This is a genomic window from Janthinobacterium silvisoli (assembly GCF_014200725.1).
GTDB lineage: Bacteria > Pseudomonadota > Gammaproteobacteria > Burkholderiales > Burkholderiaceae_D > Janthinobacterium.
The window spans coordinates 1,364,634-1,386,653 of the sequence record NZ_JACHCL010000001.1 but is presented as its reverse complement, the minus strand read 5'-3'; the positions used below and the strand labels follow the sequence as shown (position 1 = coordinate 1,386,653).

Genomic DNA, 22,020 nt, shown 5'->3' with positions numbered 1-22,020 from the left:
GGCCCTCAGCAAGAGTGCTTCTTCTCAACCATTTTGTAGTAAAATTTCACAAAATACTTTTTTAAGGAAATCCATCATGGCGCTGCATCCAGTAGTCGAATCCGTAACAGCGCGCATCATCGCGCGCAGCCGGCCGTCGCGCGGCGCCTATCTGGCGCACCTGGACGCGGCCCGCATCCAGGGTGTGCAGCGCGGCGCGCTGTCGTGCACCAACCTGGCCCACGGCTTTGCCGCCTTCCCCGCCAACGACAAGCTGTCGCTGAAAGAATACAAGAAGCCGTCGGTGGCCATCGTTTCCTCGTATAACGACATGTTGTCGGCGCACCAGCCGTTCGAACGCTTCCCGCAGATTATCAAGCAAGCCGTGCGCGAAGTAGGCGCCGTGGCCCAGTTCGCCGGTGGCGTGCCTGCCATGTGCGATGGCGTGACGCAAGGCCAGCCGGGCATGGAATTGTCGCTGTTTTCGCGCGACACCATCGCCATGTCGACGGCTGTTGCCTTGTCGCACAATATGTTCGACTCGGCCCTGTACCTGGGCGTGTGCGACAAGATCGTGCCGGGCCTGCTGATCGGCGCCTTGCACTTCGGCCACCTGCCTGCCGTGTTCGTGCCGGCCGGCCCGATGACCTCGGGCCTGTCGAACAAGGAAAAAGCCCATGTGCGCCAGCTGTATGCGCAAGGCAAGGCCACGCGCGAAGACTTGCTCGAAGGTGAGGCCAAGGCTTACCACGGCGCCGGCACCTGTACTTTTTATGGTACCGCCAACAGCAACCAGATGCTGATGGAAGTGATGGGCTTGCATTTGCCGGGCGCCGCCTTCATTACGCCGAATACGCCGCTGCGCGATGCGCTGACCACGGCCGCCGCCCAGCGCGCCGCCAGCATCACGGCGCAAAGCGGCAGTTACTTGCCAGTCGGCCATATCGTCGATGAAAAATGTATCGTCAACGCCGTCGTCGGCTTGCTGGCTACGGGCGGTTCGACTAATCACACCTTGCACCTGGTGGCAATCGCCAAGGCGGCCGGCATCGTGATCGATTGGAACGATTTCAATGAACTGTCGGCCATCGTACCGATGCTGACGCGCATCTATCCGAATGGCGACGCCGACGTGAACCATTTCCACGCCGCTGGCGGCACCGGTTACCTGATCCGCGAATTGCTGGACGCTGGTTTGCTGCACAACGATGTCAATACCATCCTGGGCCACGGCTTGCGCGCGCACTGCATGGAACCGTTCCTGGGCGAAGACGGTAAGGTGTTCTGGAAAGATGCGCCGAAGACCAGCGCCGACGAAAACGTGCTGCGTCCGGCTTCGAACCCGTTCGCCCCGGACGGCGGCATGGTATTGGTCGCTGGCAACCTGGGCCGCGCCGTGATGAAAGTGTCGGCCGTCAAGCCGGAGCACCGCACGGTGGAAGCGCCTGCCATCGTCTTCAATTCGCAGGAAGATTTCATGGCCGCCTACAAGGCTGGCAAGCTGGACCGCGACTTTGTTGCCGTGCTGCGCTTCCAGGGCCCGCGCGCCAACGGCATGCCGGAATTGCACGCGTTGACGCCGGCGCTGGCCAACTTGCAGGATGCCGGCCGCCACGTGGCGCTGGTCACCGATGGCCGCATGTCGGGCGCGTCGGGCAAGGTGCCGGCAGCGATCCACGTGTCGCCTGAAATTTTGGCTGGCGGTCCGCTGGGCCTGGTGCGCGATGGCGACATCATCCGCCTCGACGCCTTCACGGGCGTGCTCGAAGCGCTGGTGCCGGCCGATGTCTGGCATGCGCGCACCCTGGTGCACGCCGACCTGTCGCCGAACCATATCGGCATGGGCCGCGAGCTGTTTTCCATGTTCCGTTCCACCGTCAGCGCGGCAGAAGAGGGTGCTACCACCTTCGGCCTGCCGTCGCCGATTCCCACCACGGTTGCCTTGCACGAAGCCGACAATGTCGGCGATACTGTGCCCGGTTCCGATGAAGACTTTTTGGCAAGGAAATAAAGATGACCATGACACTACTGGAAATTATGCGCACCTCGAGCGTGATCCCCGTGATCGCGATCGACGACCCTGACCATGCCGTACCGCTGGCGCGCGCGCTGGTGGCGGGCGGCATCCGCGTGCTGGAAGTCACCCTGCGCACCAAACACGGCCTGGAAGCGATACGCGCCATGTCCGAAGTGCCGGGCGCCATCGTCGGCGTGGGCACCCTGACCCGTCCCGAGGAATTTGCCCAGGCGCGCGATGCAGGCGCCGTATTTGGCGTCTCGCCAGGCTTGACCTCAGCACTGGTGGCGGCAGCGAAAAGCAGCGGCTTGCCACTGCTGCCAGGCGTGATGACGCCAGGCGAAGTAATGGCGGCCCGTGAAAACGGCTTCCAGCAACTGAAACTGTTTCCGGCCGTGCCAGCCGGCGGCATCGGCATGCTCAACGCCATCTACGGTCCTCTGCCTGACGTGACGTTCTGCCCGACCGGTGGCATTTCGCAAGATACGGCATCGCAATTCCTGGCCTTGAAAAACGTCGCCTGCGTGGGTGGTTCCTGGCTGACGCCGAAAGACGCGATTGCGGCTGGCAATTGGGATCGTATTACCGAAATCGCCAAAGCGGCTAGCGGTTTGCGTTCTGCCTGAATGTGACTGGGCACGGCAAGCGATACCGCTTGCCGCGCTGACTTTTTAATGCGGCCATGCACAGATTGCGCCGTCCCCTGACGCCAGGCGAAATCGCCATGGCCCGCAGCGTCTTTCAGGGCGCCATCGACTATCCACGCGTGCGCGTGGTGTGCGGCTCCTTTCTTCCCTTCGGCTTGCAAGACCAGAACACGGCCATGACACCGCGCGGCAGCCTGCACTTCATGCCGGCCCAGTACCGCGACGATTTTTCACGCGGGGGCAACGGCGGCAAGCTGTTCTTTATCCATGAAATGGTGCATGTCTGGCAGTACCAGCTCGGTTACTGCGTCTTGCTGCATGGCGCCTTGCTGGCTTTGTGTGGTGGCTATATTGGCCAGCGCGCCTACCGCTACACGGCCAGCGCGGGCGGCGTTTTGTCGGATTTCAATATGGAGCAGCAGGGCGACATCATCGCCCACTATTTCGGCGCGCGCCAGCTGGGAATTCCGGCTTATGTAGCGCAGCTGCCGCAGCTGCAAGAGATACTGCAAGGTTTCTTGGACGATCCCTCAGACCGCAAGCAGCTGCCCGCCAGCAAATACTTCAGGTAGCTTGTGTCGTCACCCGGTTGCGGCCTGAGCGTTTTGCCAGGTACAGCGCGCGGTCGGCGGCGCCGATCAGGGAGGCGATGTCCAGCGGCTGGTGCGGCAGATGGGTGTGCTGGGTGGCGATGCCGATGCTGACCGTGATGTGCTTGACGTCATTGCCCGTCTTTTCATGCGGGATGCGCAGCTCGGCCGCCCGCTGGCGTATCGCTTCCGCCATTTGCAGCGCTTGCGCCGCATCGGTGTCGGGCAAGATGGCGGCAAACTCTTCGCCGCCGTAGCGGGCCAATAAATCGGTCGGGCGCTGCAGCATGGCGGCCAGTTCGGCCGCTACCTGGATCAGGCAGCCGTCACCCTGCTGGTGGCCGTAATGGTCGTTATAGTCCTTGAAATGGTCGATATCGATCATCAGTAGCGACAGCGGGCTGCTGTTGCGCATGGCGCGCCGCATTTCCCGTTCGATGGCCACGTCGAAATGGCGGCGGTTGGCGATGCCCGTCAAGCCGTCCGAGAAGGTTTGCGAGCGCAGCACCATCGTCTGTTCGCGTAGCAATTTTTCGCGGCCCACGGCGATGGTGACGTCATTGATCTGGATCAGGCAATGGCGGGGCGAGTCGGGCAGGTTGATGGGCGTGACGGCGATCGCCTGCTGCATGCGCTCTTGTGCGCCGTGCGTGTACAGGGCAAATGGCGCCTTGTGCAGGGTTTGCGACAGCAGCGACTGGAAGTTGTCGCGCAGGGCCTGGCCGATGGCCGAGGCTATGCGCTTATGTTGCAACTCGGGAAAGACCTCGAAAAAATCGCGGCCCAGCACGGCGTCTGCGGACCATTCAGAATGACGCGCCATCCAGTGGTTCCACAGCACGATGCGGCCTGTCTCGTCGAGCACGATGGCGCCCAGATTCACGGCGCCGATGATGCTTTCAAGCAAATTCAAACGATGTACGGCGTCCGGCATGATGTTCACACCTGTCACGCCTGTCCCAGGGCCTTGGCCAGATAGCGGCTGACCTGTTCTTTCAGGTCATGCAGGGCGGATAGATCGAGCACAAAAGCAACGTAACCGTGGATCTGGTGTTTGGCCAGCACGAAATCGATATGCAGCATCAGCACCACGGCGTCGTCCGGGCCGCCGAACGAGGACATGATCTGTGCGCTGGTGCCCACGTGGTACAGCGGCAGCGAGCCATGCAGTTCGCTGTCGAACAGATTGGCCAGCGTGCCCACGCAAGAATTGAGGATGATGTTGCCGATTTCGCTCATCGCCTCCTGTTCCATCTCCGTCAGCTCTTGCAGCGGCACGCTGTCGCCCACCATCAGGCGCACGATTTCCAGGCTTTTATCTTCCGGGAACATCAAGATGGCTTCGGTGGCGAAGGCGCCATCGTAATGCTGGCTGACGCCACAGATGCGCTCGCCATCTTTCTTGCTGCCCAGCAGGGCGGCCGCGTCGGCGCGGTTCAGGAAAGTGATGGAAGGCACCGACATCGTGACTTCCTCATTGACGATTTCACTCATCGCCGCCGCCGCATGGCCGACCCCGATATTGAAGATCTCTACCAGCGCATCGTTCTCGAGTTCGGAGAGATTGACCATACTAAGCTTCCAGTGAGTCGATCAGCTGGTGGATGCGTGTTTCCGTGATGGGTTTTTCCATGAAGCCGACACCGAGCTCGCTGGCGCGGTTGCGGATGGCGTTTTGCACATTGGCCGTGACGAGGAAGATATGTGTGTGCGGATACAGCGCGCGCAATTGTTCTGCCGTTGCCACGCCGCCCATGCCGGGCATGTTGACATCGAGCAAGATCAGGAAAGGCGTGAGCGTCTTGGCCTTTTCGATTGCTTCTTCACCTGTTGCCGCTTCAGTGACCTGCCAGTGGGCATGTTTGCTGAGGATGAACTGATGTGCCATCAAACGTGAAACCCGGCTGTCATCGACAACAAGTACCTGTTTACTGTGATCCATGTGGTATTCCTGAAGCGTCATATTCTGTGATAGTGGCATTTTCGCATATTTTGACGTGCATCCAGAGGAATTGGCCAATTAATTGCTTCAAAGCAAATTATTTTAAATTTCCTTGTTGTTACAAAATGAACGCGGCAGTTGGCGCAGCAGGCGAAGAGCGGTTTGCAGCATTGCTCATGCTTTAAAATAGCGGCATTCCCACTTCTGCCTTTTATGCCATGACCCAAGACGAATTGAAGCAAGCCGTAGCCCGCGCCGCCATCGAGTATGTGGTGGCCGGTGAAATTATCGGTGTCGGCACCGGTTCCACCGCCAATTTTTTCATCGATGAACTGGCCAAGATCAAGCACACCATCAAGGGCGCCGTGGCTTCGTCCGAAGCGACCGCTGCGCGCCTGGCCGGCCACGGCATTCCCGTGTTCGACTTGAACGATGTGGCATCGATCGCGGTCTACATCGACGGCGCCGACGAGATCACGGCCAGCGGCGCCATGATCAAGGGCGGCGGCGCGGCATTGACGCGCGAAAAGATCGTCGCTTCGGTAGCGAAACAGTTCGTTTGCATCGCCGATGGCTCCAAACTGGTCGATACTTTGGGCGCCTTCCCGCTGCCGGTGGAAGTGGTTCCGATGGCGCGCGCTGCAGTATCGCGCCAGCTGGCCGCGCTGGGCGGCACGCCGCGTTTGCGCCTGAAGCCAGGCAGCGATCAAGCGTTCATTACCGACAACGGTGGCGAAATCATCGACGTACTGGGTTTGCAGATCGCTGATCCGGTGGCGCTGGAACAGCAGATCAACCAGATCGTCGGCGTGATCGCCGTCGGCCTGTTTGCCGTACGCGGCGCCAATGTATGCCTGCTGGGTACGCCTGAAGGCGTGCGTAAGCTGAGCTACTGATTAAAGAAGCCGGTCTTCAGCGCCGGCTGATGCTCTTGTTTCAAACAGCGGCCCCTTGCGGGCCGCTGTGCATTTGTGCCTGGCGGTACACGGCCACGGTGCGCAGCAAGCCGCCTATAAAGATGCCGCTGAACAAGCCGTATGCGGCGCAGACCGGCAGCACGAAGCTGCTCGCGTGGGCGTAGCCCGGGACAATGGCCAGGCTGACGGCCACCGCGTATTTCATGCAGAAAATCGCCATCATCAGTATCAGGGGCAGCCAGCTGCCGGGACGCTGCACGCTGCCCCGTTCAGTGTAAGCGGTCAGCTTGCGCGTATCGGTCAGCGACCAGGCCAGTGTGCCGCCAGCGACTGCGCCTACCAGCCAGGCGAGCGGGGCGGCGCCTTCAAGGCCGAAACTGCCGATCACGCCGGTCAGGGACAGGGCCAGCATCACCAGCGGAACGATGAACAGCTTGCGCAAAGTCACTTCGCGCGTGCGGCTGGCCAGCACGCCACGGTAGACAAGAAAGCCCAGGATGGCCCAGACGTAGAGGGGAGTGTGGCTGAAGATTTGCTGCAACATGGTGTCCGCCGTTTGGTGTGGTTGTCGATGGACGTACTTTGCCTGCAAGCGTTTATCAGGGCGAGCGGACTGCGACGAAACGGGGAAGGTGTGCCGTGAAACAGCGTAAGGCAGCGTGAAACGAAGAGAAGACTACCCGTAGCGCGGCGGCCACGGGCAGGAAAGCAAAAAACTTATTCCGTAGGAGGAACGTAACCCATGGCGGCGTCGGCGCCATCGCCGAAGAAATGTTTTTCCATTTGCGTGGCCAGGTATTTGCGCGCGCGCGCGTCGGCCAGGTTCAAACGGTTTTCATTGACCAGCATGGTTTGATGCTTGAGCCAGGCAGCCCAGGCTTCTTTCGACACCGATTCATAGATTTTCTTGCCCAGTTCGCCTGGGTACGGCGGGAAGTCCAGTCCTTCGGCTTCCTTGTTGAGTTTGATGCAATGGATAGTGCGGGCCATCTGTGCTCCTGAATCGGTGTAGAGATAAAACGTGATTATAAGGCACTTTGCGTGTCCGCCTGCGGGGGCGGCAGCAGATGGCCGGCGGCCTTTGGATAAGCTCTTGCGCAGGATCAAATTTGATCTGCGCTGTGCTAGCTAGTAAGATGCCTTATCACGCAGGCAGCTTCCTCCCTCTCTGCACAGTCAACCGTTGTAATTAACCAATATGGAATCCCCTATGGCCTCAGTCAAAGTCAATGGCATCAATGTCAGCAATGAAGGCAGCTTTGCGCTGTTTGGCGGCATCAACGTGCTTGAATCGCGCGATCTCGCCCTGCGCAGCTGTGAAGAATATGTACGCGTGACGCAAAAACTGGGCATTCCCTATGTCTTCAAGGCCAGTTTTGACAAGGCCAACCGTTCGTCCATCCATTCCTACCGTGGCCCTGGCCTGGAAGAAGGGATGCGGATCTTCCAGGACGTCAAAGCAGCCTTTGGCGTGCCTATCATCACCGATGTGCATGAACCATGGCAGGCGGCCCAGGTGGCGGAAGTTGTTGACGTACTGCAATTGCCAGCCTTTTTGGCGCGCCAGACGGATCTGGTGGTGGCCCTGGCCAAGACCGGTAAAGTGATCAACATCAAGAAGCCGCAATTCCTCAGCCCTGGCCAGATGGCCAATATTGTCGAAAAGTTCAAGGAAGCGGGCAATGACCAGCTGATCCTGTGCGACCGCGGCACTTGCCTCGGTTACGACAACCTGGTGGTCGACATGCTGGGCTTTGGCGTGATGAGGCAGACTTGCGACAACTTGCCGATCATTTTCGACGTGACGCATGCCTTGCAGCAGCGCGACCCGGGCGGTGCAGCTTCGGGCGGCCGCCGCCAGCAAGTGGCCGACCTGGCCCGCGCCGGCCTGGCCGTCGGCATCGCCGGCCTGTTCCTGGAAGCCCATCCAGACCCGGACAACGCACGCTGCGACGGCCCTAGCGCCTTGCCGCTGGACCAGCTGGAACCGTTCCTGACGCAACTGAAGGCGCTGGATGATCTGGTCAAATCATTTGCACCGCTGAATATTAAATAAGAATATTCGTGTAAAAAAGCCCGGCATGCCGGGCTTTTTCAGTGTTACAGAGTCTTGATCAAGACTTGCGATTTACGTTGCCAGTTATACATATGCTGGCGATCCTTCGGCAAGTCATCGACGGTGGCGGTAACGAAGCCGCGTTTCTTGAACCAGTGCGAGGTGCGCGTGGTCAGCACGAACAGCTTGTGCAGGCCGGCGGCGCGGGCGCGGTTTTCCATGTGTTTCAGGATGCGTTCGCCATCGCCCTGGGCTTGCGCTTCGGGGTTGACGGTCAAACATGCCATTTCCGCCATTTTTTGCGCCGGGAACGGATACAGTGCGGCGCAGCCGAAGATCACGCCGTCATGCTCGATGACAGAGAAATAATCGATTTCGCGCTCGATCAGCTCGCGGCCCCGCTTGACCAGGGTGCCATCGGCTTCCAGCGGTTCGATCAGCTTGATGATGCCACCCACGTCTTCGATGGTGGCCTGGCGCAGGCTTTCCAGGTTTTCATGGCTGATCATGGTGCCCACGCCATCGTGGGTAAACAATTCCAGCAGGGCTGAGCCGTCCATCGAGAACGGCACGATGTGCGAGCGGTCCACGCCGTTGTGGCAAGCCTTGATGCAGTGGCGCAGATAGAACGAGGTGGCGTCCGGCAGGAAGCCGGCCATCAGCACGGCTTCGGCCTGGTGCGACGACAGTTCGCGGATTTCCACGCCGGTGGCGTCTTCCATCATCGGCGTTTCCGTGATGAAGATCAGCTTATCGGCATGCAGGGCGATGGCGGCGCTGCAGGCCACGTCTTCCATGGTCAGGTTGAACGCTTCGCCGGTCGGCGAAAAGCCCAGCGGCGACAGCAGTACCAGGCCGTCCGAACCGAGGATGGAATGGATGGTTTCGGCGTCGACCTTGCGCGTGATGCCGGTCAGTTCCAGGTCCACGCCATCGATTACGCCCAGTGGGCGCGCCGTGATGAAGTTGCCAGAAATAATACGGATCGCCGCGTGCGACATCGGCGTGTTCGGCAAGCCCTGGCTGAATGCAGCCTCGATATCGAGACGCAATTCACCGGCAGCTTCCTTGGCGCATTCCATGGCGGCGATGTCGGTGATGCGCACGCCATTGTGAAAGCGGCCCTCGACGTTACGCAGGGCCAGTTGTTCGGCCACCTGCGGTCGTGAACCATAGACCACGGTGACGTTGATATCGAGCGCATGCAGCAGCGACAGATCGTGGGCCAGCACTTGCAGTGCACCGGCGCTGACCAGCTCACCGGGGAAGGCGACCACGAAGGTCTTGCCGCGAAAGGCGTGTATATAAGGCGCGACTGAGCGCAGCCATTGGACGAATTGGGTAGGGTTTTCCATTAAGCGCATTATAATTCGCTGCGCGATGTGCGCGCTTAAAATACCTGTAAAAATAAATGTCTTCAGCCAGTAATAAGTCTTCTTCCCCTTCTAACGTTGCGTATGTGCCTAAAGAGGGGGCCAATCAAGGCGCTAATCAAGGCGCCAGTGCGGCGCCTGCGCAGGGCCGTGGCCGTTCGCGCCCAGAGTCACAGAAACCGCGGGGAGGGCAGGATAGTCCCGAAGCGCGTGCAGCCCGTGACCTTGCACGCGCCGCGCGCGAAGCCGAAAAGGCTTTCCGCAATCCGCTGCCGCTGATTACGTATCCGGAAGACTTGCCGGTCTCGGGCCGCCGCGAGGAAATCGCCAAGGCCTTTCTGGACAACCAGGTGATCATCGTTTCGGGTGAGACGGGTTCCGGTAAAACTACCCAGCTGCCGAAGATCTGTTTGGAACTGGGACGCGGCCAGAAGGGTTTAATTGGCCACACGCAGCCGCGCCGTATCGCCGCCTCGTCGACCGCCAAGCGCATCGCGCAGGAACTGGGCACGCCGCTGGGCGAGACAGTCGGCTTCAAGGTCCGCTTTGCCGATACCTTGACGAAGGGCGCGTCGGTCAAGCTGATGACGGACGGTATTCTGCTGGCTGAGACGCAGACCGACCCACTGCTGAAAAACTACGACACCATCATCATCGATGAAGCGCATGAACGCAGCCTGAACATCGATTTCCTGCTCGGCTACCTGAAACAGCTGCTGCCGCGCCGGCCGGATTTGAAAATCATCATCACCTCGGCCACCATCGATGCCGAGCGTTTTGCGCGCCATTTCGGCACGCCGGAAAAACCGGCGCCCGTGATCGAAGTGTCGGGCCGCTTGTACCAGGTGGAAGTGCGCTACCGCCCGGTGGAGCGCGAGCAGGTGGCCATGCCTGGCGCCGGTGCCAATGTCGACAAACCGGGCCAGCGTACGGCTGCCGCCCGCGAAAAGCGCGACTTGATGGATGCGGTGGTCGATGGCGTGGAAGAACTGTGCCGCATCGGTTCGGGTGACGTGCTGGTATTTTTGCCGGGCGAACGCGAGATTCGCGACTGCGCCGAAGCGCTGCGCAAGCACCATCCGCCGCATGTAGAGATTTTGCCGCTGTTCGCCCGTTTATCGGCCGAAGAGCAGGAACGCGTTTTCAAGACCAGCAATGCGCGCCGCATCGTGCTGGCTACCAACGTGGCGGAAACCTCGCTGACGGTGCCGGGCATCCGTTACGTGGTCGATGCAGGTCTGGCGCGGGTCAAGCGCTATAGCTATCGCAACAAGGTCGAACAATTGCAGGTCGAGCCGATTGCGCAGTCGGCCGCCAACCAGCGCGCGGGCCGTTGCGGCCGCGTCGCCGATGGCGTGTGTATTCGCCTGTACGAAGAGCAGGATTATTTGCTGCGCCCGAAATTCACGGAGCCGGAAATCCTGCGCTCGTCGCTGGCAGCCGTCATCCTGCGCATGAAGTCCCTGCACCTGACGGACGTGGAAACCTTCCCCTTCATCGAGCCGCCGCTGGCGCGCGCGATCGCGGACGGTTACCAGCTGCTGCAGGAACTGGGCGCCGTCGATGAGTTCAACAAGCTCACGCCACTCGGTAACAAGCTGGCCAAGCTGCCGCTGGATCCGCGCGTGGGCCGCATGATTTTGGCTGCTTTGGATAACGCCAGCCTGACGGAAGTGCTGATCGTCGCTGCCGCCTTGTCGGTGCAAGACCCGCGCGACCGGCCGATGGAGCACCAGCAGGCGGCTGACGAAGCGCACAAGAAATTTGCCGATGAAAAGTCGGAATTCCTCAGCTACCTGAAAATCTGGCGCTGGTTTGAATCGGCCATCGAGCACAAGAAAACCAACCGCCAGCTGCAAGACAATTGCCGCGCCAATTTCCTGTCGCAGATGCGCTTGCGCGAATGGCGCGATGTGCATTCGCAGTTGCTGACCATCGTCAAGGAGCAGGGCTGGCGTCTCAATGAAGCACCGGCCACCTACGACAATCTGCATATGGCTTTGCTGACTGGCTTGCTGGGTAATATTGGCTTCAAGGGCGAAGACGAGCCGGGCGCGGGCTATCTGGGTGCGCGCGGCATCAAGTTCCATATCTGGCCAGGTTCCTCGCTGCTGAAAAAGCCGGGCAAGTGGATCATGGCGGCCGAACTGGTCGACACCACGCGTCTGTACGCGCGCTGCGTGGCGCAGATCCAGCCTGAGTGGCTGGAAAAAGTCGGCGGCCATTTGCTGAAAAAATCGTGGGGCGAGCCGCGCTGGGAAAAACGCTCGGCGCAAGTGACGGCTTCCGAGCGGGCGACTTTGTATGGCTTGGTGGTGTACAGCCAGCGCCGCATCAATTACGGCAATTTCAATTTGCCGGAAGCGCGTGAAATCTTCATCCGCGATGCGCTGGTGGGCGGCGACTTCGATACGCGCGCGCCGTTCTTTGCGCACAACCATAAGCTGATCAAGGAAATCGAAAACCTGGAACACAAATCGCGCCGGCTGGACGTGCTGGTGGACGATGAGCTGATTGCCGCTTTCTATGACAAGCTGCTGCCGGCAGACGTGTGCAATGGCGCTGGTTTCGAAAAATGGCACAAGGAAGCCACGCGCGACAACAGCAAGCTGCTATACCTGAACCGCGATGAGCTGATGCGCCACGAAGCGGCTGGCGTGACGACAGACCTGTTCCCGAAAACCATGTCGGTCACGGGCCTGGAAATGGCGCTGACCTACCACTTCGAGCCGGGCAGCGTGCGCGATGGCGTGACTCTGGCCGTGCCTTTGTATGCGCTGAACCAGCTGCCGCGCGAGCGCTGTGAATGGCTGGTGCCGGGCATGCTGAAGGAAAAAGTCCATCTGCTGCTTAAATCCTTGCCACAAAAACTGCGCCGCCACTGCGTGCCGCTGCCCGATTACGCGGCCAAGTTCTGCGAGCGCGTGCACACGGCTGGCGTGTTTGGCCGCGGTGATCTGGTCGACGCCATCATTCTGGACATCCGCACGCAAATCACCATCAATGTGCTGACCACCGACTTCAAGCCGGAAACCCTGCCTGCCCATCACTTCATGAATTTCAAGGTGATCGACGAGCATGGCCGCCAGCTCGACATGGGCCGCAACCTGGCGACCCTGCAGGCGGAATTCGGCGGCCAGGCGCGTCAGAGTTTCCAGAAACTGGCTGAAGTGTCGGGCGTGTCCGGCACCGGCACGCCGGGTGCCAAGGTGGCCGGTGCGCAAGTGGCCTCGCGGCTGCAGGCGCAAAGTGCCGCCTCGAATGTCAAAGGTGCGGCACCCGCCAAGGCAGCGGCTCCGGCGGCGAATAATACTGTCTCCCAGCATATGGGGCTGACCAACTGGACCTTTGGTGAGTTGCCGGAGTTGCTGGAAATCGTGCAGGGCAAGCTGACCTTGATCGGTTTCCCGGCCCTGGTCGACAAGGGCACGCATTGCGACCTGGAAGTGTTTGACGACCCGACGGTGGCGGCGCGCACGCACAAGGTCGGCTTGCGCCGTTTGTTTGCGCTGCAAATGAAGGAACAGATCAAGTACGTCGAGAAAAGCATCCCTGGTCTGCAGCAGATGGGCATGCAATTCATGGCGCTGGGATCGCAGGAAGAGTTGCGCGAGCAAATCATCAACAAGGCGATTGATATCGCCTGCCTGCAAGATCCGCTGCCGCTGGACGCGGCCTCGTTCGCCAAGCGCCAGGCGGAAGGCAAGTCGCGGCTAGTCTTGCTGGTCAATGAAATTGCCCGCTTGCTGTCGCAAGTGCTGACGGAATTCCACGGCTTGCCCAAGCGGCTGCAAAACATTCCGGCGGCGGCATCCAGCGATATCCAGGCGCAGTTGCAGGGCCTCGTACATAAACGCTTCCTGACGGAAAACGAATACACGCAGCTGTCGCATTTCCCCCGCTATTTAAAGGCGATCAATGTGCGCCTGGAAAAACTGCGTGCCGATCCTGCCCGCGACAGCAAGCTGATGGCTGAGTGGCAATCGGCCGCCGCTCCCTACCAGCGCCAGGCAAAGGACCGCCAGGCCGGCAAGAACACCGACCCTAAACTGGTCGATTTCCGCTGGATGCTGGAAGAGCTGCGCGTATCGCTGTTTGCACAGGAATTGCGCACGCCGATGCCAGTGTCGGCGAAGCGCCTGCAAAAGGTATGGGAATCCATGCTGCGGTGATGGCGCCTCTATAAAACTGGGGTCTGACCCACCGGGTCAGACCCCGGCCCTTTGTTGCTGGCTAGCTCCGCTTATCCAGATCATCCTCATCGTTGAGCGATGAGTGCCCCTGCAAGTTGCCCGTACCTGCCCGGCTGCCGCTCATCGAGGTGGCTGACTCGCTACCTGAGCGATTCCCGCCGCTACCCGATTGCAGGCTGGCGCCGCCGCGCAGGTCGCCGCCTTGCTGCATGCGCCGCGCTCCAGCCCCTGTGCCGTAGCGCGTGCCGTTGCCGTAGAAGTCTTCCAGCTGCTGGTTCCAGGCGTCGCTGGCCATGTCGGGCCAGTTGTTTTTGTCGAAGCCAGGGGCGTTTTTCAGTTGATCCTTGTCGACGTCGAGCACGAAGCGCTTGTTGATGGTGTCCAGGCTCAGACGTTCCCATGGCACGGCAAACAGTTTTTCGCCCATGCCCAGCATGCCGCCGAAGGACAGTACCGCATAGGCGATCTGGCCGCTGCGCATGTCGAGCATGATTTCCTTGATGTCGCCCAGCTGCTCGTCGCTGTGGTTGTAGACATCGTCGCCGAGCAGGGTGTCGGCTCCCATCAATGCGGGCCCGGGGCCCGTGTCGTTGTTGCGGTACATGCCCAGGATGTCGCGGTCCAGATAGCTCATGGTGTCTCCTCCGTTGGTGGTCTTCAGTGAGTATTCACGATAAGCACTGGCGCATTCCCACCTTTGATCTGCCTCAATTGTGTCCGGGGCACTTTTTTGGCATGCAAACCTACGGTGCGCACGGGCAATACGGTACTCTATGGTTTCCAACAGGAGGCCGCTGCTTATGCTGATACTGTCGCTGATGACGCAAGGATGCAGTTTGATGGGGTGGACATGGTAAAACCTGCCACCACGTGGTTGCGTGGCTTGCTGCGCGCAGGCAAGGCGCAGCAGCGCACGGCCAGGAAGCTGGCCAAGGTGCTGTTTGCGCCCGTGCCAGCCCAGTCCAAGCCCAAGCGCAAGCCCGCATCGGCCACATCCACACTCAAGCCGCACAGTAAGTCACCGCCGCGCGCGCGCAAGAAAGCGGCGCCCGCACCGGGCAAGTGGCTCGCTTCCCACTATGTTCCCTTGCCGGAACTGGGTACTTTGCCTGGCCGGCGCCTGCCGTATTTTCTGTATATCCCGCAGCGGGAACCGAGTGCCGCCATGCTTGCCCGGGGGCGTCCGCTGCTGGTGATGCTGCATGGCTGCGAACAAAGCGCCACGCAGTTTGCCGAGGGCACGCGCATGAACCGCCTGGCCGAGCGCAAGGGCTATGCAGTGCTGTATCCGCAGCAGTCGCTGCGCGCGCAGGCCCGGCGCTGCTGGAAGTGGTATGACAAGCTGACGCAGGAGGGCGGCGGCGATGTGCGCCTGATTATCGGCGCCATCGAACAGGTGGCCGCGCGCTATGCAATCGACCGTACCCGTATTTATATCTGCGGCATTTCCGCCGGCGCCGGCATGGCGCATATCGTGGCCCTGAACCATCCGCAACTGTTTGCCGCGCTGGGCCTGCATTCTGGGCCCGTATTTGGCGGCGGCCATAACCTGATTGGCGCGCTCAATGTGATGCAGCACGGCGCGGCCACCAGGGTCGATACGGCCATCGATGAAGTGCTGCTGCGCCAGCCTGACTTTCCCCGTTTGCCCATGCTGCTGCTGCAAGGCCAGGCGGACCAGGTGGTGCGTCCCGTGAACCAGGATCAGCTGGTGCGCCAGAGCCTGCGCTTGAACCGCATGCCGGCCGATACGGTGGTCACCGCGTACCGCGTGCCGGCCAGCGTGGCGGGCAGCCGCACACCGGCGCATGCGTATGCCGTGCATGATTATCAGGTGGGGAAGGCCTTGTTGTTGCGGGTGGCGCAGATCGAGCATCTGGGCCATGCCTGGAGCGGTGGCGACCCCAGCTTGCCCTTCAATGACAAGGCCAGGCCCGACGCCAGCAAGTTGCTGCTGGATTTTTTTGCAGGCCAGCGGCGGCTTTAGCTGCTCTTGCTTACTTTCCTTCTATTAATTGCTCAGCCAGCTCGGGCATAAAGATGCCTGCCTTGCCACGGCAGCCATCGGCATTGCCGGGCGCCTTGATCCACAGCTGCATTTCTGGCTGCCCGCCGCCCAGGTGCACCACCGATGGCACGCCGATCTTGCGCCCTGGCGGGTCGCACCATACTGCCCCCAGCGGGCCGTTGCCATTGCGGCTGGTATCGACCACGTAGGCGCGTCTATAGCCCTGTTGTTTTTGCAGCGCCGCGTTGACCGCGTCGCCATACGTCTTGCTCGATGCATCCGTCTTGTAATTGGACACATTCAGTGCAAAGCCGCGTGCCTCGGCGATGCCGGCTTGTGCCAGGCGGCTGGCAGCTACGTCGGCCGGCATCCACGCGCTATTGCCCGCATCGAGATAGACATAGGCCTGGGGTGCTGCCTGGTGGAATTGCTCCACCGCATAACGCAAGGCATCGAGGCGGCCTTGCTGGCCAGCTGCGGACAGACAAGTCAGTTGCCCCAGCGCATCGGGCTCCAGGATAACGATGGCCTTGCGCTGGCCGACCGCGCCGGCAAAATTGCTTATCCACTGTTTGTAGCCGGCGATGGAATTGGCGCCGCCCGCGCTGTACTGGCCGCAATCGCGGCCGGGAATATTGTAGGCCACCAGTATCGGCGTCTGGTTGATGCTTGCTGCAGCGCTGACATAATCACCGACGGCTTTGCCTATCTCGCCGCTCCAGTTGCCTAACCATTTTGCCTGGGCTTGTTCGGCCAAGTTGCTGCGGATTAAGTTGGCGCGGGGATCGTCGGCGTGCTGCTGGGCCCAGATGGCTGCCGTCGATTGCGGGTCGACATACAGCGCTGTGGGCGTAAGTTTATCCACGGCGCCAGCTACGGCAGGCAAGGCCAACAGCAGCAGGGCGGCCCGTTTTTTGCACATTTTTACAGCGCCAGGAAAGCAGCTGCCGCCACGGCAGTTGGCAGCAAGGCGCCCGCCAGCAAACCAAGGGCGCCGATCGATTCATCCTTGAAGCCACGGCGCAGCAGCGCCACGCCGGCTGGATTCGGTGCATTGGCGATCACGGTCAAGCCACCACCGGCCACGGCGCCCGCTACCAGCATGTACTTGGACTCGTCCGTCATGCCGGCGATCAGGGAGCCGAGGTAGGTCAGGGCGGCATTGTCGGTAATCGCCGTCAAGCCCAGCGCGCCGAAGAACAGGGCCAGCGGTTTCAAACTGGATACGATCGGTTGCAACCACCATTGCTGCATGCCGCCCAGCACTACCAGGCCGCCGAGGAAAAAGCCGACCAGCAAGCCTTCCTTGAGGATCAGCGGACTTTGATAGCGTTCATACGCTTGCACAAAACCGAGGAAAAACAGGAACAGGCCGATGAACAGCACAGGGTGGTGGGCCAGCGCCACCACGGCGGCCAGCACGGCCAGGTGCACGACGCTGATGATCAGCGGTACTTTAGGCAGTTCGACTTCGCCCGCTTTCGGCTTGATGTCGGAAGTGTTGCTGTGCAGATATTTGCGCAGCAGCAAGCTCACGCCGGTCGCATTGACCAGCACGGCAATGGCTGCCTTCCAGCCGAAATGGGTCGCCATAAAGGCGCTATCCCAGTTCCAGGTGGTCGCCACCATCAGCACGGGCGGCGCGGCGTAGGACGTCAGCGTGCCACCGATGGAGACGTTGACGAACAACACGCCCAGCGCGCCGTATTTCAGCCATTCAGGGATGCCGGGGCGAAAAATTTGCGGCGCCAGCATCAGGGCCGCCAGGGTCATGGCGGCCGGTTCCGTGATCAGCGAACCGGTCAGCGGCACCAGCGCCAGGCCCAGCCAGACCAGGGCCAGCTCCGTGCGCAGCGGCATCACGCGCGCCACGCCCTTGAGCAAGCGCTGCACGGCGTCCAGCACGGGGCGCGAGGCGGCCACCACCATGACGACGAACACGAACAGCGGTTCCGTGTAGTGGCGCGATTCGGCATAGTCGACGGCGGCCGCGCCACCCGACACGAAAGCCATCACGATGATCAGGATAAATGCCCAGAAGCCGAACACGACTTCGACTTCGCCCAGCAAATGCAGCAAGCCCGCATGGCGGGGGTGACGGTGCGCCAGCACTTCAAAGGATTTGGCGGCGAAGGTGTGCAGCAGGGCCAGGCCGAAGATGATGGCGCTGATCAATTGTATGGTAGTCAAATGCGTTTTCCTTATGGGCGAACGGTGGCCGCCCGGTGCATGTCCAGGCGGTAAGGAGAGTGCTCCATGTTACAGCAAACGCCATGTAAAACGGTGTTTTTCGGCCGTACGGAGCCGGCTGGGGCGTGCATGATGGCGGCCTGATCGCAGATAAGCCTTGCCAAAAGGGGAACTGGATAGTACTGTATATGCATACAGTATTTTGTTTGGAGTTTTTTATGCAACCCTCCACTTTGATGGCCGCACCGGAAGCCTTGCACCCATCGCTGTGGCGCGCCTCGCAACTGGGCCAGGCGGCCACGCGCTGCCTCGATACAGGCTTTGCCGCGCTGTCGGCGCAACTGCCTGGCGGTGGCTGGCCCGGAGGCTGCCTGATCGACTTGCTGCTGCAGCAAGCGGGGTGTGGCGAGCTGCGCCTGCTGGCGCCGGCGCTGGCTCAACTCGGAGGTTTGCCCATCGTGCTGCTGCAGCCGCCTCATCCGCCGCAGGCGCTGGCCCTGGCCGCGCTGGGACTGGCGCCGTCGCAGCTGCTGTGGCTGCGCAGCACCGGCAGCAAGGATGCCTTGTGGGCGGCGGAAAATATCCTGCGCAGCGGCAGTTGCGGCGCGCTGCTGTTCTGGCAGCCGCATGTGCGCGGCGACAGCTTGCGCCGCTTGCACCTGGCGGCGCAGGGCGGCAATACCCTGTTTTGCATGCTGCGCCCGCTGCACGGCGCCCAGGATGCGTCGCCAGCGCCGCTGCGCCTGTCCTTGCGGCCGGCGGCCGGCGGCATCGAGATCGGTTTTATCAAACGCCGGGGACCGCAGCGCGATGCGCCGCTGTTCCTGCCCTTGCAACCTCCTTCTTTACTGCAGCGCCATGCGTCTCTGGATCGGCCTTTGCCTGCCCCGGCTCCCGCTCGAAGTCTTTTGCCCGAACTGGTCGGCTGACGCGTCAGTCGTGGTGCTGGAGCAGGAGCAAGTCATGGCCCTGTCGCCGCTGGCTGGCCAGGCAGGGATCAAGCCAGGCATGCGGCGCGGGGGCGCGCTGATGCTGGCGCCGCAGGCGCGCCTGTTCGAGCGCTCACCAACGCTGGAAGCGCAAGCACTGCAGGAAGTGGCGCTGGCGCTGCTGCAGTTTTCGCCACTGGTGGGGCACGGCGAAGAAGCCACCTTGCTGGTCGATGCGGGGGCCAGCCTGCGCCTGTTCGGCGGCGTGCGCAGCCTGTGCCGGCAGATCGCGAACAGCCTGCGCGCGCTGGGCTACACGGCGGTGCTGTCGTGCGCACCCACGGCAAGGGGCGCCTGGCTGCTGGCGAACGCAGGGACAGAAGCTGGTGCACGCCGCGTGCTGGGCATGGAGAGCCTGGCACGCCGCCTCGACCGCTTGCCGGTCGGCTTGCTGCCGCCCGCGCGGCCGTATCTGGACTGGTTCGAGGGCATAGGCTGCCGTACCCTGGGGCAACTGCGCCGCCTGCCCCGGCCCGGCCTGCAGCGCCGTTGTGGCGCCGCCTTGCTGTCCATGCTCGACGATGCCCATGGCCACGGCACGGAACTGTTTGTATGGATAGCCGCGCCGCCCACTTTTCGTGCCAGCCTGGAATTGTTCGACCGCGTGGAAAACGCTGAAGCGCTGCTGTTTGGCGCGCGCCGTCTGCTGCAGCAAATGACGGGCTGGCTGTGCGCGCGGCAACTGGCGGTCGAACGCATCGCCTTGCTGCTGGCGCATGAGCGGGGCCGGCAGGCGCGTGCTCCCACGGTGGTGGAACTGGCCCTGGGCGAGGCGGTGTGGCGCGATGAACATTTGCTGCGCTTGCTGAAGGAGCGCCTGGCGCAACTGGTGCTGGAGGCGCCCGTGATCGGCCTCACCCTGGAAGCGCTGCAGGTATTGCCCATGGCGCCACCCAGCGAGACCCTGTTTCCCGAGCCGGGCGGTACTCCCGAAGATCGCCAGAGACTGATGGAATTGCTGGTGGCCCGGTTGGGTAGCAACAATGTTTTGCAGGCGGCGCCGCTGGCCGATTACCGGCCCGAAGCGGCGAACCGCTGGCTGCCGCTGGCAGGAAAATCAAGCGGCAAGCTTCCTGCAAGCGATTTGCCGCCCGGCCTGCCTGGCATGCCCCGTCCCGGCTGGCTGCTGGCGCAACCAATCGCCTTGCTGATGCGCGAGCACCGGCCCTTTTATGGCTCGCCCCTGAAAATGGTGTCGGTGGCTGAACGCATCGAGGCAGGCTGGTGGGGCCAGTCGCAGGCGCGCGATTATTTTATTGCCGAAGGACGCGACCACGCCCACTACTGGGTCTACCGCGAACGCATCGCCGGCAGCGGCGAAGAGGCCGCGCCGCGCTGGTTTTTGCATGGCTTGTTTGCCTGATGGCTGACTGGCCAAGGGCCAAATCAGGCGCTGCTCTGCTGAAAATGCAAGGCTTGGCTATACTGGGCCATCTGTCAGGCAGCATGGCCTTATATCCATGCCGATTGTGCCGCGTCACGACTTGAACTTATATCTAAAGGATATCCATGTCTCAGCTATCGAACTTCCCCATCACCCAGAAATGGCCTGCCCAGCATCCTGAACGTTTGCAGCTGTACTCGCTGCCGACGCCAAATGGCATCAAGGTGTCGATCTTGCTGGAAGAAATCGGCCTCGAGTACGAGCCGCATCTGGTCAGCTTCGAGCGCAACGACCAGATGGCGCCGGAATTCCTGTCCCTCAATCCGAACAACAAGATTCCCGCCATCCTCGACCCAAATGGTCCGGGCGGTAAACCGCTGGCGCTGTTTGAATCGGGCGCCATCCTGATTTACCTGGCCGAGAAAACCGGCAAGTTCATCCCCCAGGATGCGGCTGCGCGCTATGAAACCATCCAGTGGGTGATGTTCCAGATGGGCGGCGTTGGCCCCATGTTTGGCCAACTGGGTTTCTTCCACAAATTTGCTGGCAAGGAATTCGAAGACAAGCGTCCGCTTGAACGTTATGTCGGCGAAAGCAAGCGTTTGCTGGGCGTGCTGGAACAGCGCCTGCAAGGCCGCGACTGGATCATGGGCGAGCACTATACGATAGCCGATATCGCGATCTTCCCATGGGTGCGCTGCCTGGTTGGCTTCTATGGCGCCAGCGAGCTGGTTGGCTTTGACAACTTCCCCAATGTCGCACGCGCACTGAAGGCATTTGAAGCGCGTCCCGCCGTCGTCAAAGGGGTAGACATCCCCAAACGTAATTAATAACGCAATAACGCAACTGCCTGCAGCGATGGCCGCCCGGCGCTACAATGCGTTTTCGGCCGCGCTGCGCGGCAGCTTGACTGTCCATCGTATGAAATCAACCCGGCAAGACTTTCCCGGCGCCCACGGCCACGTGCTGGCGGCCCGTCTCGATGCGCCCGATGGCGCTATCCGCGCCTACGCGCTGTTCGCCCATTGTTTTACCTGTGGCAAGGATGTGCTGGCTGCGCGGCGCATTGCGCAAGGCTTGACGGAACATGGGATTGCCGTGCTGCGCTTCGATTTCACGGGACTGGGCGCCAGCGAGGGCGAATTTGCCGCCACCAATTTTTCATCGAACGTGGCCGACCTGATCGCCGCCGCCGATTTTATGCGCGCCAGACACGCGGCGCCACAATTGCTGATCGGCCATAGCCTGGGCGGCGCGGCCGTGCTGGCCGCGGCCGGACAAGTGCCGGAAGCCACCGCCGTGGTGACCCTGGCCGCCCCCAGTTCGCCCGCCTACGTGACGCGCATGTTCAGCGATCACCTGGAACAGATCGCGGAAGAAGGCGAAGCGCTGGTGCAACTGGAAGGGCGGCCATTCCATATCCGCCAGCAATTCGTCGACGACGTCGCCAGCCGCCACAGTCTGAAAGAGCAGATCGCCGGCCTGCGCCGCGCCCTGCTGGTGATGCATGCGCCGAACGACACCACGGTCGATGTGTCGAACGCGATGGAGATCCTGATGACGGCCAAGCATCCGAAAAGTTTCGTCTCGCTCGACGACGCCGATCATTTATTGACGGGCCGCGACGATGCGGCGTATGTCGCCAATGTGATTGCCGCGTGGAGCGCGCGCTATCTGAATAGCTGAACGATCGCCCATGAAAAACGCCGCCTCGGCAGATGCAGCGGCGGCGTGC

20 protein-coding genes are annotated in these 22,020 nt (G+C 61.4%); 11 read left to right on the top strand and 9 right to left on the bottom strand.

Annotation, left to right across the window (positions count from 1 at the left end; genetic code table 11):
• Positions 1-76: 76 nt before the first annotated feature.
• Genes edd through HDE75_RS06220 form a run of 3 tightly spaced genes read left to right on the top strand, consistent with a single transcriptional unit; the run spans position 77 to position 3,215 of the window.
• The gene (gene edd, locus HDE75_RS06230; protein ID WP_183675729.1) at positions 77-1,990 is read left to right on the top strand and encodes a phosphogluconate dehydratase; all 1,914 of its coding nucleotides are present in this window, start codon (positions 77-79) and stop codon (positions 1,988-1,990) included.
• Between the two features lie 2 nt (positions 1,991-1,992).
• Positions 1,993-2,622, top strand: coding sequence for a bifunctional 4-hydroxy-2-oxoglutarate aldolase/2-dehydro-3-deoxy-phosphogluconate aldolase (locus HDE75_RS06225; RefSeq protein ID WP_183675730.1), 630 nt, complete (start codon positions 1,993-1,995; stop codon positions 2,620-2,622).
• 56 nt (positions 2,623-2,678) lie between these two features.
• Complete coding sequence (locus HDE75_RS06220; RefSeq protein WP_183675731.1) at positions 2,679-3,215, top strand: Rhs element Vgr protein; 537 nt, start codon at positions 2,679-2,681, stop codon at positions 3,213-3,215.
• On the opposite strand, the gene HDE75_RS06215 is transcribed toward HDE75_RS06220, so the two are convergent.
• From HDE75_RS06215 to HDE75_RS06205, 3 genes are read right to left on the bottom strand one after another with little or no spacing between them, the layout of a single operon-like run.
• On the bottom strand, positions 3,208-4,167 hold the full coding sequence (locus HDE75_RS06215; RefSeq protein WP_183675732.1) for a sensor domain-containing diguanylate cyclase: 960 nt from the start codon (positions 4,165-4,167) through the stop codon (positions 3,208-3,210). The two genes, HDE75_RS06220 and HDE75_RS06215, sit on opposite strands and share 8 nt — an antisense overlap.
• 14 nt (positions 4,168-4,181) lie before the next feature.
• Positions 4,182-4,805, bottom strand: a complete 624-nt coding sequence (locus HDE75_RS06210) for a chemotaxis protein CheC (protein ID WP_183675733.1) — start codon at positions 4,803-4,805, stop codon at positions 4,182-4,184.
• 1 nt (position 4,806) lies between these two features.
• Positions 4,807-5,175: a response regulator gene (locus HDE75_RS06205; RefSeq protein WP_183675734.1), complete on the bottom strand. Its 369-nt coding sequence runs from the start codon at positions 5,173-5,175 to the stop codon at positions 4,807-4,809.
• Positions 5,176-5,393: 218 nt separating this feature from the next.
• On the opposite strand from HDE75_RS06205, the gene rpiA reads away from it, so the two are divergent.
• Positions 5,394-6,071, top strand: coding sequence for a ribose-5-phosphate isomerase RpiA (gene rpiA / locus HDE75_RS06200; protein ID WP_183675735.1), 678 nt, complete (start codon positions 5,394-5,396; stop codon positions 6,069-6,071).
• Positions 6,072-6,111: 40 nt separating this feature from the next.
• Here rpiA and HDE75_RS06195 read toward each other — a convergent pair whose 3' ends face one another.
• Positions 6,112-6,636 carry a DUF6622 family protein gene (locus tag HDE75_RS06195; RefSeq protein ID WP_183675736.1) on the bottom strand — a complete coding sequence of 175 codons (525 nt, stop codon included), beginning with the start codon at positions 6,634-6,636 and terminating at the stop codon, positions 6,112-6,114.
• Between the two features lie 173 nt (positions 6,637-6,809).
• Entirely contained in the window at positions 6,810-7,082 is a 273-nt protein-coding gene (locus HDE75_RS06190; RefSeq protein WP_034750797.1) for an oxidative damage protection protein, read from the bottom strand.
• 220 nt (positions 7,083-7,302) lie between these two features.
• On the opposite strand from HDE75_RS06190, the gene kdsA reads away from it, so the two are divergent.
• Positions 7,303-8,148, top strand: coding sequence for a 3-deoxy-8-phosphooctulonate synthase (gene kdsA, locus HDE75_RS06185; protein WP_183675737.1), 846 nt, complete (start codon positions 7,303-7,305; stop codon positions 8,146-8,148).
• A 44-nt stretch (positions 8,149-8,192) separates the two neighbouring features.
• On the opposite strand, the gene argA is transcribed toward kdsA, so the two are convergent.
• Positions 8,193-9,503 (bottom strand): amino-acid N-acetyltransferase, encoded by a 1,311-nt coding sequence (gene argA / locus HDE75_RS06180; RefSeq protein ID WP_183675738.1) that lies wholly within the window; start codon positions 9,501-9,503, stop codon positions 8,193-8,195.
• Positions 9,504-9,559: 56 nt separating this feature from the next.
• Here argA and hrpA point away from each other — a divergent pair, with 56 nt between their 5' ends.
• A complete protein-coding gene (gene hrpA / locus HDE75_RS06175) occupies positions 9,560-13,693 on the top strand; it encodes an ATP-dependent RNA helicase HrpA (protein ID WP_183675739.1) in 4,134 nt (1,377 codons plus the stop codon).
• A 61-nt stretch (positions 13,694-13,754) separates the two neighbouring features.
• Here the strand turns inward: hrpA and HDE75_RS06170 are convergent, their stop codons facing one another.
• Positions 13,755-14,348 carry a PRC-barrel domain-containing protein gene (locus HDE75_RS06170; protein WP_183675740.1) on the bottom strand — a complete coding sequence of 198 codons (594 nt, stop codon included), beginning with the start codon at positions 14,346-14,348 and terminating at the stop codon, positions 13,755-13,757.
• A 216-nt stretch (positions 14,349-14,564) separates the two neighbouring features.
• On the opposite strand from HDE75_RS06170, the gene HDE75_RS06165 reads away from it, so the two are divergent.
• The gene (locus HDE75_RS06165) at positions 14,565-15,701 is read left to right on the top strand and encodes an extracellular catalytic domain type 1 short-chain-length polyhydroxyalkanoate depolymerase (RefSeq protein WP_183675741.1); all 1,137 of its coding nucleotides are present in this window, start codon (positions 14,565-14,567) and stop codon (positions 15,699-15,701) included.
• Between the two features lie 10 nt (positions 15,702-15,711).
• Here HDE75_RS06165 and HDE75_RS06160 read toward each other — a convergent pair whose 3' ends face one another.
• Both HDE75_RS06160 and HDE75_RS06155 read right to left on the bottom strand, forming a co-directional pair.
• Positions 15,712-16,644, bottom strand: a complete 933-nt coding sequence (locus tag HDE75_RS06160; protein ID WP_183675742.1) for a glycoside hydrolase family 6 protein — start codon at positions 16,642-16,644, stop codon at positions 15,712-15,714.
• 2 nt (positions 16,645-16,646) lie between these two features.
• A complete protein-coding gene (locus tag HDE75_RS06155; RefSeq protein ID WP_183675743.1) occupies positions 16,647-17,912 on the bottom strand; it encodes a putative Na+/H+ antiporter in 1,266 nt (421 codons plus the stop codon).
• Between the two features lie 218 nt (positions 17,913-18,130).
• Between HDE75_RS06155 and imuA the strand changes: the two genes are divergently transcribed.
• From imuA to HDE75_RS06135, 4 genes are all read left to right on the top strand, one after another.
• Complete coding sequence (gene imuA / locus HDE75_RS06150) at positions 18,131-18,841, top strand: translesion DNA synthesis-associated protein ImuA (protein WP_183675744.1); 711 nt, start codon at positions 18,131-18,133, stop codon at positions 18,839-18,841.
• Positions 18,771-20,264, top strand: coding sequence for a Y-family DNA polymerase (locus HDE75_RS06145; protein ID WP_183675745.1), 1,494 nt, complete (start codon positions 18,771-18,773; stop codon positions 20,262-20,264). The genes imuA and HDE75_RS06145 overlap by 71 nt, the downstream gene beginning before the upstream one ends.
• A 146-nt stretch (positions 20,265-20,410) precedes the next feature.
• Positions 20,411-21,115 carry a glutathione binding-like protein gene (locus HDE75_RS06140; protein ID WP_183675746.1) on the top strand — a complete coding sequence of 235 codons (705 nt, stop codon included), beginning with the start codon at positions 20,411-20,413 and terminating at the stop codon, positions 21,113-21,115.
• On the top strand, positions 21,111-21,971 hold the full coding sequence (locus tag HDE75_RS06135; RefSeq protein ID WP_311735094.1) for an alpha/beta hydrolase family protein: 861 nt from the start codon (positions 21,111-21,113) through the stop codon (positions 21,969-21,971). Before HDE75_RS06140 ends, HDE75_RS06135 begins: the two co-directional genes overlap by 5 nt.
• Positions 21,972-22,020 lie beyond the last annotated feature (49 nt).

What these genes read in the sequence shown, in the direction of transcription:
- edd (WP_183675729.1), top strand. Translation starts at nt 77, where the DNA reads ATGGCGCTGCATCCAGTAGTCGAATCCGTAACAGCGCGCATCATCGCG.
- HDE75_RS06225 (WP_183675730.1), top strand. Translation starts at nt 1,993, where the DNA reads ATGACCATGACACTACTGGAAATTATGCGCACCTCGAGCGTGATCCCC.
- HDE75_RS06220 (WP_183675731.1), top strand. Translation starts at nt 2,679, where the DNA reads ATGCACAGATTGCGCCGTCCCCTGACGCCAGGCGAAATCGCCATGGCC.
- HDE75_RS06215 (WP_183675732.1), bottom strand. Translation starts at nt 4,167, where the DNA reads ATGCCGGACGCCGTACATCGTTTGAATTTGCTTGAAAGCATCATCGGC.
- HDE75_RS06210 (WP_183675733.1), bottom strand. Translation starts at nt 4,805, where the DNA reads ATGGTCAATCTCTCCGAACTCGAGAACGATGCGCTGGTAGAGATCTTC.
- HDE75_RS06205 (WP_183675734.1), bottom strand. Translation starts at nt 5,175, where the DNA reads ATGGATCACAGTAAACAGGTACTTGTTGTCGATGACAGCCGGGTTTCA.
- rpiA (WP_183675735.1), top strand. Translation starts at nt 5,394, where the DNA reads ATGACCCAAGACGAATTGAAGCAAGCCGTAGCCCGCGCCGCCATCGAG.
- HDE75_RS06195 (WP_183675736.1), bottom strand. Translation starts at nt 6,636, where the DNA reads ATGTTGCAGCAAATCTTCAGCCACACTCCCCTCTACGTCTGGGCCATC.
- HDE75_RS06190 (WP_034750797.1), bottom strand. Translation starts at nt 7,082, where the DNA reads ATGGCCCGCACTATCCATTGCATCAAACTCAACAAGGAAGCCGAAGGA.
- kdsA (WP_183675737.1), top strand. Translation starts at nt 7,303, where the DNA reads ATGGCCTCAGTCAAAGTCAATGGCATCAATGTCAGCAATGAAGGCAGC.
- argA (WP_183675738.1), bottom strand. Translation starts at nt 9,503, where the DNA reads ATGGAAAACCCTACCCAATTCGTCCAATGGCTGCGCTCAGTCGCGCCT.
- hrpA (WP_183675739.1), top strand. Translation starts at nt 9,560, where the DNA reads ATGTCTTCAGCCAGTAATAAGTCTTCTTCCCCTTCTAACGTTGCGTAT.
- HDE75_RS06170 (WP_183675740.1), bottom strand. Translation starts at nt 14,348, where the DNA reads ATGAGCTATCTGGACCGCGACATCCTGGGCATGTACCGCAACAACGAC.
- HDE75_RS06165 (WP_183675741.1), top strand. Translation starts at nt 14,565, where the DNA reads ATGGTAAAACCTGCCACCACGTGGTTGCGTGGCTTGCTGCGCGCAGGC.
- HDE75_RS06160 (WP_183675742.1), bottom strand. Translation starts at nt 16,644, where the DNA reads ATGTGCAAAAAACGGGCCGCCCTGCTGCTGTTGGCCTTGCCTGCCGTA.
- imuA (WP_183675744.1), top strand. Translation starts at nt 18,131, where the DNA reads ATGCAACCCTCCACTTTGATGGCCGCACCGGAAGCCTTGCACCCATCG.
- HDE75_RS06145 (WP_183675745.1), top strand. Translation starts at nt 18,771, where the DNA reads ATGCGTCTCTGGATCGGCCTTTGCCTGCCCCGGCTCCCGCTCGAAGTC.
- HDE75_RS06140 (WP_183675746.1), top strand. Translation starts at nt 20,411, where the DNA reads ATGTCTCAGCTATCGAACTTCCCCATCACCCAGAAATGGCCTGCCCAG.